General features: G+C 66.9%; 15 protein-coding genes. 12 read left to right on the plus strand and 3 right to left on the minus strand.

Translation table 11 applies throughout. The features are described 5' to 3' along the window. The first annotated feature begins 113 nt into the window (after positions 1-113). Positions 114-716, plus strand: coding sequence for a Dabb family protein (locus MHN84_RS29845; protein ID WP_308192904.1), 603 nt, complete (start codon positions 114-116; stop codon positions 714-716). 7 nt (positions 717-723) lie between these two features. Here MHN84_RS29845 and MHN84_RS00745 read toward each other — a convergent pair whose 3' ends face one another. Further along, complete coding sequence (locus MHN84_RS00745) at positions 724-1,611, minus strand: SDR family NAD(P)-dependent oxidoreductase (protein WP_241202728.1); 888 nt, start codon at positions 1,609-1,611, stop codon at positions 724-726. After that, on the minus strand, positions 1,608-3,533 hold the full coding sequence (locus MHN84_RS00750; RefSeq protein ID WP_241202729.1) for an NAD(P)/FAD-dependent oxidoreductase: 1,926 nt from the start codon (positions 3,531-3,533) through the stop codon (positions 1,608-1,610). The genes MHN84_RS00745 and MHN84_RS00750 overlap by 4 nt, the downstream gene beginning before the upstream one ends. A gap of 101 nt (positions 3,534-3,634) precedes the next feature. Between MHN84_RS00750 and MHN84_RS00755 the strand changes: the two genes are divergently transcribed. From MHN84_RS00755 to MHN84_RS00780, 6 genes are read left to right on the plus strand one after another with little or no spacing between them, the layout of a single operon-like run. Further along, a complete protein-coding gene (locus tag MHN84_RS00755; protein ID WP_241202730.1) occupies positions 3,635-5,218 on the plus strand; it encodes an acyl-CoA synthetase in 1,584 nt (527 codons plus the stop codon). A 14-nt stretch (positions 5,219-5,232) separates the two neighbouring features. Further along, positions 5,233-6,354 (plus strand): zinc-binding dehydrogenase, encoded by a 1,122-nt coding sequence (locus tag MHN84_RS00760; RefSeq protein WP_241202731.1) that lies wholly within the window; start codon positions 5,233-5,235, stop codon positions 6,352-6,354. Between the two features lie 2 nt (positions 6,355-6,356). After that, positions 6,357-7,799 carry an aldehyde dehydrogenase family protein gene (locus MHN84_RS00765; RefSeq protein ID WP_374238288.1) on the plus strand — a complete coding sequence of 481 codons (1,443 nt, stop codon included), beginning with the start codon at positions 6,357-6,359 and terminating at the stop codon, positions 7,797-7,799. Next, entirely contained in the window at positions 7,796-8,572 is a 777-nt protein-coding gene (locus MHN84_RS00770; RefSeq protein WP_241202733.1) for a crotonase/enoyl-CoA hydratase family protein, read from the plus strand. The genes MHN84_RS00765 and MHN84_RS00770 overlap by 4 nt, the downstream gene beginning before the upstream one ends. Then, a complete protein-coding gene (locus tag MHN84_RS00775; RefSeq protein ID WP_241202734.1) occupies positions 8,569-9,720 on the plus strand; it encodes an acyl-CoA dehydrogenase family protein in 1,152 nt (383 codons plus the stop codon). The genes MHN84_RS00770 and MHN84_RS00775 overlap by 4 nt, the downstream gene beginning before the upstream one ends. Then, on the plus strand, positions 9,717-10,772 hold the full coding sequence (locus tag MHN84_RS00780) for an acyl-CoA dehydrogenase family protein (protein WP_241202735.1): 1,056 nt from the start codon (positions 9,717-9,719) through the stop codon (positions 10,770-10,772). Before MHN84_RS00775 ends, MHN84_RS00780 begins: the two co-directional genes overlap by 4 nt. Positions 10,773-10,830: 58 nt before the next feature. Here the strand turns inward: MHN84_RS00780 and MHN84_RS00785 are convergent, their stop codons facing one another. Continuing rightward, positions 10,831-12,033, minus strand: coding sequence for a hypothetical protein (locus tag MHN84_RS00785; protein WP_241202736.1), 1,203 nt, complete (start codon positions 12,031-12,033; stop codon positions 10,831-10,833). A 294-nt stretch (positions 12,034-12,327) separates the two neighbouring features. On the opposite strand from MHN84_RS00785, the gene MHN84_RS00790 reads away from it, so the two are divergent. Genes MHN84_RS00790 through MHN84_RS00810 form a run of 5 tightly spaced genes read left to right on the plus strand, consistent with a single transcriptional unit; the run spans position 12,328 to position 16,597 of the window. After that, on the plus strand, positions 12,328-12,831 hold the full coding sequence (locus MHN84_RS00790; protein ID WP_241202737.1) for a polyketide cyclase: 504 nt from the start codon (positions 12,328-12,330) through the stop codon (positions 12,829-12,831). Beyond that, complete coding sequence (locus MHN84_RS00795) at positions 12,828-13,691, plus strand: SDR family oxidoreductase (RefSeq protein ID WP_241202738.1); 864 nt, start codon at positions 12,828-12,830, stop codon at positions 13,689-13,691. Before MHN84_RS00790 ends, MHN84_RS00795 begins: the two co-directional genes overlap by 4 nt. A gap of 1 nt (position 13,692) precedes the next feature. Continuing rightward, positions 13,693-14,730, plus strand: a complete 1,038-nt coding sequence (locus MHN84_RS00800) for an alpha/beta hydrolase (RefSeq protein ID WP_241202739.1) — start codon at positions 13,693-13,695, stop codon at positions 14,728-14,730. After that, positions 14,720-15,796, plus strand: a complete 1,077-nt coding sequence (locus MHN84_RS00805) for a hypothetical protein (protein ID WP_241202740.1) — start codon at positions 14,720-14,722, stop codon at positions 15,794-15,796. Before MHN84_RS00800 ends, MHN84_RS00805 begins: the two co-directional genes overlap by 11 nt. Before the next feature lie 18 nt (positions 15,797-15,814). Continuing rightward, entirely contained in the window at positions 15,815-16,597 is a 783-nt protein-coding gene (locus tag MHN84_RS00810) for an SDR family NAD(P)-dependent oxidoreductase (protein WP_241202741.1), read from the plus strand. Positions 16,598-16,650 lie beyond the last annotated feature (53 nt).

The raw sequence follows: 16,650 nt of genomic DNA on the forward strand, positions 1-16,650 counted from the left end.
CGGATCTCGTCGTCGACCGCACCCGCAGCGTCGCCACCGCCGTCACCGACGTCGAGGCGCCACCCGCCACCGCGGTCCCCCCTGCCGATGTGGCCGCCACGTCGACCGTGGCGATGACCCGGTTGATCGACGTCGCCGAGCCGGACCGCGAGCGAGTACTCGCTGACCTTCAAGCTGCGGCAGCGCGCAGCGGGGCCGTCCGAAGCGTGGTCGCCCCGACCCTGCCGGGGTCACGCAACGGTGGTGACATCCTGCTGCACTTGAGATTCGACGATCCGCAGGCCGCGGCCGACAGCGATGTCGATGCGGCACTGTCGGACCCTGCCATCTCGCGTGTCAATGGCGCCACGTACCGCGGCAGCGCAGTGCGCAGCTCAGCCGGCACCGTGTACCGGGCTCTGCTGCTGCGCGTGTCACCCGAGGCCGATCCAACGACGGTGGCCGACTTCGAACGCGAACTGGCGATGATGGCGGCCTACGTTCCGACGATCGCCGCCTGGCAACTCAGTCGGGTGGACGAGGCAATCGGAGCCACGGGGTGGACGCATGTGTTCGAGCAGGAGTTCACCGACGTCGACGGACTGATGGGCCCTTATCTGATGCACCCCGTCCACTGGGCGGTCGTGGACCGGTGGTTCGATCCCGAGACCACCGACGTGATCGTCCGGGATCGGGTGTGCCACAGCTTCTGCGATCTGGTCGCCCCCGTGCTCTAGGAGAGTCCTAGATGCCGGCGGGCAGGATGTTCGGATTGGCTGTCGCCGGAGGCTCGAGAGGCGGCAGCACGGTATGCCCGTCCAGCGTGTGCACCGGCAGATTCTGCGCCCACGGGTAATGGAGGCTGAAAGCGACCAGCCCGGTGCGGGTTTGAGCCGGTAGGTGACACATGGCCAGCACCGTCTCGGCCAGATACTCCACCGGTTCGGTGGGGAAGCTGTCCGGAATCAATGATGCCGCGCCAGGAGTGCGCACCGCCGTGGAGGGACCCACGCAATTCACCGCGATGTTGTCGTCGAGCAACTCGGCGGCGACGCCCTGAGTGAAGCGATGCAACGCCGCTTTGCACGACGCGTAGATCACGTCGCCCGCCGTCTTGTTGTACTCCCGGTAGGGCCGCAGCGGCGCGACGCCGGTGACCGAGCCGATGTTGACGATCCACCCCGCACCCCGGTTGCGCATATGCGGGATCACCGCCTGGGTCAACGTGAACGGCGTGGTGAGGTAATGGGCCACGGTGCGGTCGAACGTCGCCCGCGGCATGTCCTCCACGAGCGCGTAATCAGCGAAGCCTGCGTTGTTGACCAGGATGTCGATGCCACCCGCGCGGTCGACCACCGACTGGATGAGCCCGGCGCGCGCAGCGTCGTCCTCCAGATCGGCGGCGACCCCGAAGGCCGATCCGCCCGCCGCCGCGATGAGCGCGATGGTCTCGTCGATGGTGCCGGGGATCGCTTCGCTCGCGCCGGCCCGCACCGACAGTGAGGGCTCATACGAGCGCGCCGTGACCGCGACGGTGGCGCCCTCGGCGGCCAGTCGCTGCGCGATGGCCCGCCCGATGCCGCGACTACTTCCCGTCACCAGAGCCGTCTTGCCCGTGAGTAATCCGGTCATCGCAGAACGAAGTCCGATTCGACGGGGGCGCGGTGCTGCTGCCACAGATCGACCAACCGGAAGGGGGTGGCGACGACGACGCGGCCGGAGGGCGACCGGTAGTAGGTGTGGGCATTGGGCGTGTGACACCACACGGTGTTCTGCATCGCTGCATCCACGCCGGCCACGTAGTCGGAGAACGCACTCTCGGTGACCTCCATCGAGGTCGCTCCGCGCAGAGCCATCAGCTGCAGGCATTCGATGATGTAGTGCGCCAGCACCTCCATCGAGAAGTTGGCGCCGGCGCCGTGTCCGGGACTGTAGTTGGGCGCGGAGGTGATGAACAGGTTCGGGAATCCCGGCACGGTCCCGCCGCGGTATGCGCGAGGGCTGTCGCCCCACTCCCCGGCCAGGGTCTTGCCGTCGCGACCGCGGATGTCCATCGTGGACAGGAAATCCAGGTGATAGCCGGTCGCGTAGATGATCACGTCGAGGTCGATCTGGCGGCCGTCGGCGGTGACGATCCCCGCGGCGTTGATCTGCGCAGGCTCGCTGGCCTCGACATCGACATGGTCGCGGGTCAGCGCGGCGTAGTAGCCGCCCGGGTCGCGGATGATGCGCTTACCGTAGGGCGCGAAGTCCGGAGTGACCTTGCGGGCCAGTTCACTGTCGGCGCCGAAGGTCTGCTCGATGTAGTCCATGCACATCTTCAGCAGCACATCGTTGGTCGGGTTGATGGAGAGGTGGGTCTTGGACCACTCAGGGTCCCGCAAGATGATCGGGTAGTTGTTGTCGGCGGTGCCCCAATAGGACTTCACCCGGTGCCACATCGCGTAGTAGGGCAGCACCCGGCCGAGATGACGGCGGTGTTCTGGGACGTCGTCGGAGAGCCGCTTGCGCGGCGCCACCCAGTGCGGTTGGCGCTGAAACACCGTCAGATGCTCGACCTCGTCGACACACGCATCGACGATCTGCACCGCCGTGCAGCCCGCGCCGATGATCGCCACCTTCTTTCCCGTCAGGTCCAGATCGGAATCCCATTGGGCGGAGTGAATGCTGATGCCGTCGAACGTTTCTCGCCCCGTGATGTCCGGGAACCGGGGGCGGTTCAGGTAGCCGGCTGCGGTGACGACCACCCGAGCGTGATCCACATCCACCGTGCCGTCGGCGCGGCGGATGTGGATCTCCCAGTGCTGTTGCTGCTCATCCCAATGCAGGGCTTCCACCTCGGTGCCGAACCGGATGTTTCGGCGCAGGTCGTGCTTGTCGGCGAGCGCGACCAGATACTTCTGGTACTCCGCGCCCTGCGGGTAGTAGTTCGACCACTCGGGGTTGACCTCACGCGAGAGCGAGTAGTAGGCCGACGGGGTGTCCACACCGATACCGGGGTAGGTGGTGGTCAGCCAGGTGCCACCCACTTCGTCGTTGCGGTCGTACACGGTGAAGGCGACGCCTTCCTCGGCAGCGGCCAGAGCGACCGCGATGCCGGCCAATCCGGCGCCGACGATCGCGACGCTGGTGGTCGTCGGGATCGGAACAGTACGCGGGAGGGTGGGGGCCGACGGCCGGAAACCACCTTGCTCGAGCAACAGGTCGACCTGCTCGTCGTCCACCTCGCTGCCCAGGGCCACCGGCAACAGCCGGGCGAAGAACTCACGGTCGTCCGGGGCCGGGGCGTCGGCCGGCCGTTCGGCGCCCAAGGCGGCGATGATGTTGTCGGCCAACGCCTCCGCGGTCTGCGGATCAGTGTGGCCGGCCCGCTCGGGTGGGTCGGGAACGTAGGAGATCTTGGCGGCGTACCTCTCGATCACGGTCGCGTCGCCGGTCATCTGCGCCAGGACCGCTACCAGCACACCGGGATCGGCCTGCAACAAGTGGGCACGCAGGACGTCGGGAACCGTTGCGCTGTCAGCCGGTGAGGATGATTCCGTGGTGGCGGTCATGGTTGTGAGTATCGAAGCGGTGACGCCTCGGTGGTGCAGGTCTGTCTACTGAGCGGGAGACGAACCACCGCAGTACGCCCTCTCGTGCCACGCTGCAGCCCATGCACCACGACGACCTCGCCGCCGTCATCGCCAGAGCCCGCAGCCACAGCCTTTCCGACATCCCCCGTCGCTCGGCGCGTAAGCAGCCCGACAAGACCGCGATCATCGACGGTGACGTCGTGCTGTCCTTCGCTGATTTCGAGTATTGGGTGGACCGGGCCGCGGCCGCACTGCGTGACAACGGACTACGCCCCGGCGACCGGTTGGCCCTGCTGTCGCGCAACTGCTGGCAATACGCTGTCCTAGCGTTCGCCACTGCCCGCGCCGGCGTCGTGCTGGTACCGATCAACTTCATGCTCACCGCCGAGGAGATCAGCTACATTCTCGGCCACTGCAACGCTCGCGGGTTCATCGTCGAAGGCGATCTCGTGTCCGTCGCCGAGCACGCCATGGCCGACCGCACTCTCGCCTGCCGCGCGGCACTCGTCCACCCGGGACAAGGGTGCCCGCCGGACTGGGCGGATTTCGTCGACTGGCTGCGCACCTCCAGCGCGGCGCCGGATTGCCACCTCGATGACGACCAGCTGGTACGGATCATGTACACCAGCGGAACCGAATCGCGTCCCAAAGGCGTGATGCACAGCAGCCGGAGCCTGATGTGGCAGTACATCAGCACCATCGTCGCCGGGTCGATGTCCGGAGACGACGTCGAGGTGCACTCCCTGCCGCTCTACCACTGCGCGCAGCTGGACAATTTCCTGGCCACCGACATCTACCTCGGGGCGACCAGCATCATCCTCCCGCGCCCCGAACCCGAGCTGGTGCTGCGCACCATCGAGCGCTACGGAGTGACGAACTACTTCGCGCCGCCCACCGTGTGGATCAGCTTGCTGCGCAGTCCGGTTTTCGACCAGGTGGACCTGTCCAGCCTGCGCAAGGGTTACTACGGCGCATCGCCGATGCCCACCGAGATCATCAACGAGATGCGCGATCGCCTCCCGCAATTGCGGTTGTGGAACTTCTACGGCCAAACCGAGATGGCGCCACTGGCCTCTGCTCTGGGCCCTGCCGAACAGGACGCCCACGCCGGGGCGGCGGGACGCCCCGTGGTTAACGTCGAAACCGTCATCCTGGACGAGGCCGACACACCGGTGGCGGCCGGTGTCGTCGGCGAGATCGCCCATCGCAGTCCACATCTGATGCTCGGATATCTCGACGACGCGGAGAAGACGGCACAGGCGTTCTCCGGGGGCTGGTTCCATTCCGGAGACCTGGGCTTCTACGACGAAAACGGGCTGTTGCACGTGGTGGACCGCAAGAAGGACATGATCAAGACCGGTGGAGAGAACGTCGCCAGCCGGGAGGTCGAAGAGGTGCTCTACCGCCACAACGGTATTCAGGAAGCGGCCGTGTTCGCGCTGCCGCATCCGCTGTGGGTGGAAGCGGTCGTCGCAGCGGTCGTCCCGCGCGCAGACTGCGAGCTGACCGAAGACGACGTCGTGGCACACTGTCGCGAACACCTGGCCGGCTTCAAGACACCCAAACAGGTGTTCTTCGTCGATGCCCTGCCGAAGAACCCCAGTGGAAAACTGCTCAAACGCGATCTGCGGCAGCGGTTCACCCCCCACCCCGCCACCAACTGAAAGGCCACATCAGCGTGTACACCGGCCGTATCGCCCGATTCGACGAACCCGGCACACCCTTCACCCTCGAGACCGTCACTCTGCCCGAAGTCGGTGCGGGGCAGGTTCTCATCCGCGTGTTGCGCGCGAACATCTGCGGTTCCGACGTGCACGCCTGGCACGGCACATTCGCCACCAGAGGGTTGGGCGGCCAGCTGCCCACCGTGCTCGGCCACGAGATGGTCGGCGCGATCGAAGCGCTCGGCGACGGGGTGCACACGGACTCCAACGGCGTCCCCCTGACCACCGGTGCCCGCGTGGTGTTTCCGTACTTCTACAGCTGCCATACGTGCCGCAACTGCCTGGCCGGGCGCCGCAACGCCTGCCTGAATCTGACGATGGCCATGCTCGGCCGCGCCGACGAGCCGCCCTACTTCGTCGGCGGGTACGCCGACTACTACCTCCTGCCCGCCGGTGCGGTGATCTACACCGTGCCCGACAGCGTCGGCGACGACATCGCCGCCGGCGCCAATTGCGCTCTGTCACAAGTCATGTACGGTCTGGAACGCGTCGACATGACGCTGGGCGAGCATGTCGTGGTCCAGGGTGCGGGCGCGCTCGGACTCTACGCCGTCGCGGTGGCCAAAGCGCGCGGCGCTGCGCAGGTGATCGCCATCGACGCCGTTTCCGAGCGACTTGAACTGGCCGCCGCGTTCGGTGCGGATACCGTGATCGATCTCAACGAGGTCGCCACGCCCCGGGACCGCGCCAAGGCGGTGCGCAAGCTCACCGGCGGGCACGGCGCCGACGTGGTCGTCGAAGTCGTCGGACACCCGGCTGCCATCGACGAAGGCCTGCAGATGCTCGGCCAGTTCGGCCGCTACGTCGAAATCGGCAACATCAACATCGGGCAGACCTTCGCCTTCGACCCGTCCCGGTTCGTGTTCTCGAACAAGACCATGGTCGGGGTGTCGCTCTACGACCCGGCGGTCCTGTCTCGAGCCCTGACCTTCCTGGAACGCCATCAGGATCAGCTGCCGCTGCATCGGCTCGCCGCGGCGTGCTACCCGCTCGCCGACATCAACGACGCATTCGCCGCTGCCGACGGCAAGCGCGACGTCCGCGCCAGCATCGTCCCCCACCCGACAGAAGGATGACCATGCCCACCTACGAGCGTCCCCTGCTGTTCATCGACGGCCAATGGGTCACACCGGCCGGGGGCGGCGTCATCGACGTCGTCGATCCGGCCACCGAGAGGGTGATCGGCCATGTCCCGGCCGGCACTGCCGAGGACGTCGATGCGGCGGTCGCCGCGGCCCGTCGCGCCTTCGACCCCACCATCACCATCGCCGAGCGTCGCGACCGCCTGCACCGGGTGATCGATGCTCTCGAGAAACGTCTGCCCGACATCGCCGAACTGATCACCGCTGAAATGGGCGCGCCCGTCCGCATCGCGCAGACAGTACAGACGCAGGTGCCGCTGGCGGTCGCCAAGGGCATCGCCGACGTCGTGGACACCTTCGAATTCGAAGAGCGCATCGGCAATTCACTGGTACTGCGGGAGCCGTACGGCGTCGTCGCGGCCATCACCCCGTGGAACTATCCGCTCTACCAGGTGGTCGCCAAGGTGGTCCCGGCGATCGCCGCCGGGTGCACCGTGGTGCTCAAGCCCAGCAACGACGCACCCCTGTCGGTCTTCGAATTCGTCGAGGCCTGTCAGGACGCCGGACTTCCACCGGGGGTGCTCAACGTCGTCTCTGGCCCCGGCCGGGTGATCGGCGAGCGCATGGCCAGCCATCCCGACGTCGATTTCGTGTCCTTCACCGGCAGCACCGAGGTGGGCGCGCGGGTCGGTGAGCTGGCCGGCCAGTCGGTCACCAAGGTGGCGCTGGAGCTGGGTGGCAAGTCGGCCAACGTCATTCTCGACGGCGCCGATTTGGCCACCGCGGTGAAGGTCGGGGTCGGCAACGCGTTCCTCAACGGCGGACAGACCTGCATGGCCTGGACGCGGATGGTGGTTCCTCAGTCCCGCTACGACGAGGCGCTTGACCTCGTGGAGAGCGCCGTCGGCCGCTACACCGTGGGCGACCCGTGGGATCCGGCTACCCGCATCGGGCCGTCGGCCTCACGTTCACAGTTCGACACGGTCCGCGGGTACATCGAGCGGGCGCAACGCGACGGCGCGCGCCTCCTCGTCGGGGGGGCCGAACCGGTACGCGACGTCGGGTTCTTCCTTGCTCCCACCGTGTTCGCCGATGTCGATCCCGAGTCAGAACTCGGCCAGGAAGAGGTGTTCGGCCCGGTGCTGGCGGTCATCCCCTACACCGACCACGACGACGCCCTGCGCATCGCCAACGCGACCCCCTACGGGTTGTCAGGGGCGGTGTGGGCCGCTGACGACGACACCGCGATCGCCTTCGCTCGAGGTGTGCAAACCGGTCAGCTCGACATCAACGGCGGTGCCTACAACCCGCGCGCACCTTTCGGCGGCTACAAGAAATCGGGTATCGGCCGCGAACTGGGTCGATTCGGATTCGAGGAATACCTGCAGACCAAATCCCTCCAACTGACCCAGTCCCCCGAACTGAACGGGCGCCGATGAGCACCCCGCTGCGTGTCGAGACCGACGGGCCGGTACAGGTGTGGACCATCGATGTTCCGCAGGTCGGCAACGCCATCACCGGGGCCGACGTCATCGCCGGGTTCGAGACGCTCGTCGATGAGGCCAACCGCGACAACGCCATTCGTGCGGTCATCCTCACCGGTGCCGGCAAGATCTTCTCCGCCGGCGGCAACGTCAAGGAGATGGCGGACCGTCAGGGCATGTTCGGCCTCGCCCCGATCGATCAGCGCCGCGCCTACATCGACGGCATCCAACGCATCCCGCGAGCGCTCGCCCGCCTCGAGGTGCCGCTGATCGCCGCGGTGAACGGGGCGGCCATCGGTGCGGGCTGCGACCTGGCGATGATGTGTGACATCCGGATCGCCTCACATCGCGCATCGTTCGCCGAGAGCTTTGTCACCCTGGGCCTGATCCCGGGTGACGGCGGCACCTGGTTCCTGCCCCGCGCCATCGGGTACGCCCGCGCCGCCGAACTCACTTTCACCGGCGAACGCATCGACGCCGACACCGCCGTGGAGTGGGGTTTGGTCAGCCGCGTCGTCCCACACGAAGAACTACTCACCGCAGCAAGGGCATTGGCTGATCGGATTGCCGTCAACCCGCCGCACGCCCTGCGGATGGCAAAACGGTTGCTGCAGGAGTCGGTGAGCGGGTCGTTGGAATCCACCCTGGCGATGGCCGCATCGATGCAGCCGTTGGCTCATCACGACACCGAACACGACCATCGCATCGCGAAGTGGAGGACCTTATGACGTTTCCACGGCTTCGCCTGGCCCCCCCTGCAGGAAACGAGGCCGCCGAAAGGCTCCGTGTGGAGGTCCGCGCCTTCGTGGCCGAGCAGCTCGCCGCCGGCGCGTTCACCCCGTCGGTCGACTCGTGGTTGTGCGGGTGGGATGAAGCGTTCACCAAGGCTCTGGCGCGACGCGGGTGGCTGGGAATGACGGTGCCCCAGCGCTACGGTGGGCACGGCCGCACGTTCGGTGAGCGCTTCGTCGTCACCGAGGAGCTGCTGGCCGCCGGCGCACCGGTGGCCGCGCATTGGATCGCCGACCGGCAGATCGTGCCGTCACTGCTGAAATACGGTACGGAGGAACAGAAGTCACACTTCCTGCCTCAGATCGTGGCCGGAGAGTGTTTCTTCGCCATCGGGATGAGCGAACCCGACTCGGGATCGGATCTGGCCAGCGTCCGCACCCGCGCCGTACCGGTCGACGGCGGCTGGGCGCTCACCGGCACCAAGGTGTGGACCTCCGGAGCGCACCACGCACACGCCTTCATCGTGCTCGCCCGCACAGCGCCGGTGGACCCGGCGCACCGCCACGCCGGCCTCAGCCAGTTCATCGTCGACCTCCGCAGTCCCGGGGTCGAGGTGCGTCCGATCGTGTCGATGAACGGTAACCATCACTTCAACGAGGTCATCCTCGATGACGTCTTCGTTCCCGAATCCCGGATCTTCGGTGAGATCGGAAGCGGCTGGGAACAGGTGACCTCGGAGCTCAGCTTCGAGCGCAGCGGACCGGAACGGTTCCTGTCCACCTTTCCCCTGCTCGCCGCGGCCATCGACTCCCCCGCCGTACCGCCGGTGAGTACCGATGCCGCATGGGGACAGCTGGTGGCACGCGTCAGCGCGCTGCACCACATGTCGACCGCGATCGCCGATGCGTTGCAGCGGGGCGACAACGCCGACGTCCCGGCTGCGGTCGTCAAGGTTCTCGGTACCACCACCGAGGGCGATATCGCCGATTTCGCGGCCTACGGTTGCGGTGACGACGCGCCATCCGACCGGCCGTGGGAAGCGTTGGTGGTCAACGCCGCCGACCAACGGCCAGGCTTCACTCTGCGTGGCGGGACCAACGAGGTGATGCGCGGAGTGATCGCGCGTGGATTGGGGTTGCGATGAGCAGCGATACAGTGACACATGTTTCGTCCGCAGTGGATCCTGAGCTCGCTGCCATGATCAACGGTGTGCTCGACGACTATCGCGCCACGGCTGCGCCCGTCGGCGCCGGCACGCGCAGACGTTGCGACCGCGACTTCTGGCAGCAACTCGATTCGCTGGGTCTGGTACGCCTGACAGGCGCCGAACGTGACGGCGGGAGTGGCGCAGGATGGGCCGAGGCGGCAGAGCTGATCACCGCGGCTGTTCGTCACGGCGTTCACCTGCCGTTGGCTGAACACGATCTTCTCGCCTGCTGGCTGATCGACGAGGTGTCGGGGCCCGCCGCTCCCGTGCTTCACACTCTCTGTCAGCTGGCCCCCGGTTCGTCGACCGGCTTGGCACCGTGGGCGGCAGAGGTGGACCGTCTAGCCGTCCTGTGGCGCGCAGACGAAGGACATCTACTGGCCCAGATCGACACCGCAGATGTACAGATCACCCACGGCACCAACAGGATCGGTGAGCCGCGTGATCGCGTGACGGTCGATGTCTCGACACTGCGGGGCGTCGCGGTGCCGCCGGAAGTGGCCGATGTCGTCGGCCGCAAATCTGCGATGGTACGAGCCTTGCAGGTGTGCGCGGCACTCGATCATGCTGTGGCTCTGTCCATCGAGCACGCGGCATCGCGGGTTCAGTTCGGCAGGCCGCTCGCGAAGTTCCAGGCCATCCAGAATCTCATCGCCGACGCCGCCGCCGAGGCTGCACTGGCTCGCATCGCCACCGAGGCGGCCCTGAACACGGCGATCGACAGCAGCTGGCGTGCAGCATGTCTCGATTTCCAGATCGCTGTTGCGCGCTCCTGCGCTGGACAAGCATCGCTGGTGGTGACACGCAACGCCCATCAGGTGCACGGCGCGATGGGGACCACGATCGAGCACCGCCTGCACGAGTACACGCGGGGTGCGCTGGCGTGGCGATCCGAGTTCGGCTCCGCGCGTTCGTGGGACATGCGGGTTGCCGCTGCGGCCAGCACGGGCGGACGTTCGGGCCTGTGGGAGATCATCAGCGGAACGTGATTCACCGGCGGGGGACGCCGGGTCGCGATGACCCGGCGCCCCCCGATCGGCTCGAACCTCAGACGACGGTGAGGACGACGGACTGTACCGGGTCGCCGTTGTAGCGCTTGAACAGCTTGGCGAGGCTGAACCGGTTGTCGGTGACGAGCACCTCGAATGAGTCGGTTCCGCCGCCTGCGGCGAGGAACGCCGCGTCGGCCTGATACGAGAAGGTGCCTGTGATCTCGTCGATGGTGACCGTACCGTTGACGGGCTTGCGTACCACGATGTAACGGATTTCTGGGCGCACGACCTCGCCGGTGAGCACGCCGAGCGCCGTGCCGTCCGCGTTGAGCGCACTCTGACTGGACACTGTCCCCTCCACGCCCTTCAGATCACCCGTCCCGAGGTCGCCGTTGAGTGTCGCCACCGATTTCTCGGCGGTCCCGCCCGCAAAAAGGTTGCCGACGAAGTCGAGTACCACGTCACCGGTACCGAGGCCGTCGATGGTGACCGTCCCTGTTTCCTTGCCCGCGTAGTACGCCACGGAGAAATCAGGATTCAGGTAGACCGTCGTGCTGTCGACCGCGGCGGGAGCGTTCCAGTTGTCTCCTGCCTCGCCGCCGATGACCGCCGGGTTGGTGTACGCGAGCGCGATCAACCCTGGGACCTCCTCACATCCGCAGATCGCCGGCGATGGTGCGCCGGCCCGTACCGTCGACCGAATCTGTACGCGCTGTCCGAGCTCATCGGGGTCGCGGGCGTCGAGGTCGCCGGTGATGGTCCCGTTGGGGCCCTGACGGTTGATCTGGACGTCGGTGACGACCGGTGCGGCATTGAAGACGTTGCGCTGCAGGAAGGTCGCCACAGCCGCCAGGGGCTTGAGACGTTGGCCCGCCGGCGGGGTGTCCACCGCCGTGCTCTCGCGCTTCGGCGCGAAACCAAGACTCCGCCGTACCGGTGTGGCGTCATCCTTGCCCCCGGACACGGCGGCCTCGGAGGAGGTTGCGGTGCGGGCGGATCGCTCTGCACGCCGCTCCTTGAGTGACCCGGTCGCGCGGACGGCGTCACCCTTGCTCTGCTGACGGGCTTCCCGCGCTTTCGCGACGCGGGACGGGCCTGCCGACCGCGCGGAAGCACCGGAGGCGCTCTGCGAGGACGCCGATCGTGCCGCCGAGGACGAGGACTCACCGTCGTCGGCGGACGCCACTCCGGTGGCGACAGACGTCATCATCCACGCGGATGCGGCGAATCCCGCTGCGATACCCACTCCCTTGGCCACTGTGCGCGCCTGGGTGCGGTGCGACGGCTGAGATACGACGGTCGGTGGTCGCGCGGAATCCCGCGGGTGTGACGGCGCTGCCTGCATGAGGATGACCTTCCTGGGAAGTGGTTGTGAGGCAGCCAGAGCGTGCCCACCAGGTGTGTCCTACGCCACACCGTGTCCCGATCACCGGACACACTTGCCTACTGTCATTGATGACTTCTCCGGCGCGCCTGCTGCGCTCGCATCAACGTCCCGCTCACCGGTCAGAACAGCTCGGCGGTGCCGCACCGTCAGTTTGACTGATCTGTCATGAGCACCGAGATCACGCTGCCTGAGGTTCAGGAATTCATCGCCGCCTTCTGGTACCACTACGACGAAGGGCACTTCGACGAGCTGCGTACCCGGATCGGCGAGGAGATGCAGTACCTGAGCCGGTCGCTGTCCGGGAATTGTCCGTTCGAGCACCTGCTGGCCGCCGAACTGCACGGCGGCGCAGAAACTCTCGCCTGGCTGATCGAACACCGCAACGAGAACCCCTACCCGTGTCGGCACCATGCCACCAACATCTTTCGCACCGGCAACAGCTCTGGTCCGGCAGGCGACGTCACACACGTCCGCTTCAACATGTTCGTCAACCAGATCACCAACAACGTTCCCTTCGCTGTCTCCAGCGGCGTCGCAGACGTAGGTATCCGCCGGGAGGGGGACGGTCTGGTGTTCACCTCGATGACGGTGATGCTCGACGCCGACGACTCGATCCCTTTCGCCGAGCACGCCGCCAAGACCGCTTCGGCGAGCGCACAGCCCGCGTGAGCGCCGCCGAAGTGTTCGGGGGCGGCGTCGCCGTCATCACGGGCGCCGGTGCCGGGATCGGCGCGGGCCTGGCCCGTCAAGCCAGCCGGCTCGGCATGAACGTCGTCCTCGTCGACATCGACGCCGGCGCCGTGGCGGAGCTACGCGACGAACTACGCGCCGCCGGGGGCACGGCGATCGACAAGGTCTGCGACGTCCGCGATGCCGAGGCGGTACAGGCGCTCGCCGCCGCGGTGCACGACGATCTGGGGCCGGTGCGTCTGCTGGTCAACAACGCAGGCGTCGAGCAATTCGGTTACCTGTGGGACACGCCCGTCGACAACTGGCGCCGCGTCGTCGAGGTGAACATCAACGGTGTCTACCACGGCATCCGGGCGTTCCTTCCGCACATGCTCGCCAGCGACACGCCGGCTTGGGTGTGGAATCTCTCCTCGATCGGCGGGGTCGCCGTCGTACCGCTGCAAGCGCCCTACATCATGAGCAAGCACGCGGTGCTCGCGCTCACCGAGTGCCTGCACCTCGAGGTCCAAGCTGCCGGGCACGCCGACCATGTGCACGTGCAGGCAGTGCTCCCCGGCGCAGTGGTGTCGAACATCTTCGAATCCGCCGGTGGGGTCGACGGTGGCGACACCGATGCCGCCGAGTCTCAACGAGCCGCGATGCTCGACATCAAAGCCGCCGCCATGGATCCCCTGGCTGCCGCCGAAGTGGTGTTCGACCAGGCCGCCGAGGGTCGGTTCTACCTCCTCACCCAGCCCGACTATGTCAGTTCGGCGATGCTCGAGCGTGCCCGCGTCCTGACCAGCCAAGAGGCGCCGCGGTTGCGCACGGAGCGCCGTTTCGATCCATCACGGAGCTGATGTGCGTTCTCCCACTTTGGATCCGGATGCCGCAGCGCGGGTCGCTGCGTTCGGCGTCCCGACGCCGATGCGAACCCGTGGGCTCGCGGCCGTGCGCGCCGCCGTCGAATCGGCGCCGCATCCGTCGATGCCCGAGATGGCGCGCATCGACGACCTCACCGCACCCGGCCCCGGCGGGCGCCCCATCGCCGTGCGGTTGTACCGGCCGACCACCGCTGCACGGTGCCCGGTGCTCGTGTACTTCCACGGAGGCGGGTTGGTGATGGGTTCGAATCATTCGTTCGAACCTCTTGCGCGGGAACTGGCTCGGGCCAGCGGCGCGGCGGTCGCTGCGGTGGACTACCGATTGGCTCCCGAATCGCCGCCACCGGCGCAGTTCGACGATGCGTACGCAGCCACCGAATGGCTTGCCGCCCAAGCTGACCGGCTGTCGGTGGATGCCGAGCGGCTCGCCGTCGTCGGGGACAGCGCCGGCGGATCCCTGGCCGCCGCAGTGGCTCTGGCGGCCCGCGACCACAACGGACCCGCCATTGCGGTGCAGGTCTTGCTCTATCCCGGTTTGGATCGCGACATGGGCGCTGCGTCCATCACCGCCATGCCCGATGCACCCATGCTGGCACACGACGACATCGTCTTCATGCACGAGACGGTCGACGGAGGCGCCACCGCGCACTCGCCTTACCAGGTCCCGGCCCACGCCACCGATGTCGGCGGCCTGCCCCCGGCCATCATCGTCACCGCCGAATGCGACCCGATCCGCGACTGGGGGGAACGCTACGCCGGCCGGCTGCGCGACGCCGGGGTGCAGACCACCCTCACCCGCTATCCCGGCACGTACCACGGCTTTCTGATGCGCTCGGACGCGACCGCTCGCGGGCGATTGGCCATCGCTGAAATCGGTGCGCTCTTGGCTGCGAAGTTCGCGCATCCCATCAGTTTTGGACCACGTCCCGATCACCGGACGGTCACCACATCGCCGGCTGCGGTGACGCCCACAATCGACGATCACATCACCGAAGGAGAACACGATGCTGACTGACGAGCGCCGCCTGGAGCTGTCCGACGTGCTGCGGCCGGTCGCGCCGCCGCGCGAGATCACCGACGTCTACACCGCTGACCAACGCGAGCGTCTCTTCGACGTCGTGCGCGCGAACGGGCCGTGGAAGCTGATCATCGCCCAGCACTTCGCATCGGCAGACGAGCTCATGGCCACGATGAGCGGCGCGTTCCCCGAGGGCTTCGAGCCGACGCTGGATCTGTTCCTCACCCCCACGTTCCGCGGCTATCTCGCCAATTACGGCACCGTGCTCTACCCCGAGCTGCATGACTGCTTCTACAACGCCGAGTTCCTCGAGCACGCCAAGCGGTACTGGAGTGCCGAGCACGCCAAGCCGGAACTGATGCTGTTCAACATCAACGGCCCGTGCGCCAATCGCGATCCGGGTCACCTGGACTCCCCCAGCTTTCGCGGCGTGCGGCACGAGAACGCCCCCACGTGGTTGTGCAGCGTGATGGGCAAGTCAGGTCTGTTCACCGACTACCTGATCAAGATGGCGCAGGTCATCACGTGGTTCTCCCTTGATGAGGGATCGGGGTTCACCTACTGGCCCGACGGCCCCCTGAAGCCACCTGCTCGCGTTCTCCCGCCGATTAACAACCGCGGCGTCGTCGTGCAGAACGAGATGATGGTGCATCGTGGCGAAGCCAATGGCCCAGTGGAACAGCAGGTTCCCGCCGGCCTCGCCTTCGACACCGTCTTCACCGGTGATCCCGCCGACCGTGATGCCTGGCTGCTCAAGAACGGTGATGACGTCATCGCTCGCCATCGCACCGACGAGCTGCGGTTCCTGGTGCACTGGTCGGCCGAGGTGTTCACCGACTACGACGAGCTCAAGAAGAACATGGACGGATCCGACGACCTGACCATCGACAAAGCCATCGACATGCTGGTCGACAACCTCGCCAAGCAGGGCATCAAACTCGACATCCCCAGCGCGCCATTGCACGATCCGGCATTCATCGGCGCTCTCAATGCCGCCTATGACCTGGGTGGGCCCACCAGCTATCCCGAACACGCCCCGCTGAGCGCGTTTCAGCTGGCCTAGCGCGAAAGGCACACTGTCATGGACCGTTTCGCTGATCGCCGCGTCATCGTGACCGGCGCCGGCTCGGGCATCGGCGCGGCCACCACCGCACGGCTGCTCGACGAGGGCGCCACCGTGGTGGCTCTCGACATCTCGCCCGACGGCTTGGCCGCCACCGCCGCGACGGCCGCCGATGCCGGCACCGACAAGCGCTTGACCACGGCTGCGCTCGACATTGCCGTCGAGGATGACGTCGTCGCTGCCGTCGACACAGCGGTGGCCGACCTCGGCGGCCTGGACGTTCTCGTGAACGTGGCAGCGATGCAGACGTGCTCTCACACCCACGAGACGACCCTGGCGGAGTGGAACCGAACGCTGGCGGTCAATCTGACCGGCACCTTCCTGATGACTCGGCAAGCGTTGCCGGCACTGCTGGCCAGCGGCCGGGGCGTGGTCATCAACTTCACCTCGACCGCCGCCACGTTCGCCCACCCCTACATGGCGGCCTATGCGGCCAGTAAGGGCGGCATCCTCAGCTTCACTCACTCGCTGGCACTGGAATATTCGAAGCAGGGACTGCGCGCGGTCAACATCCAGCCCGGTGGGGTGTCGACAGCATTGGCGAACAGCACCCTGGACAAGATGCCCGAGGGCTACGACCTGGGCCTGTGGGCCAAGCAAACCCCTCTGCTGCACGGGACCGACAACGCCATCCTGGGTGACGCCAGTGCCGTCGCATCGGTCATCGCCATGGCAGCTTCCGATGACGGCGCCTTCATCACCGGAACGGAGATCCGCGTCGACGGCGGCGCGCACGCGTGACGGTCGATGGCGTCGAGCTCATCACCACTGTCTGACGGATGAGGCCCAGCACG

It is taken from the genome of Mycobacterium sp. PSTR-4-N (genome assembly GCF_022348085.1).
In the GTDB taxonomy this organism is placed as follows: domain Bacteria; phylum Actinomycetota; class Actinomycetes; order Mycobacteriales; family Mycobacteriaceae; genus Mycobacterium.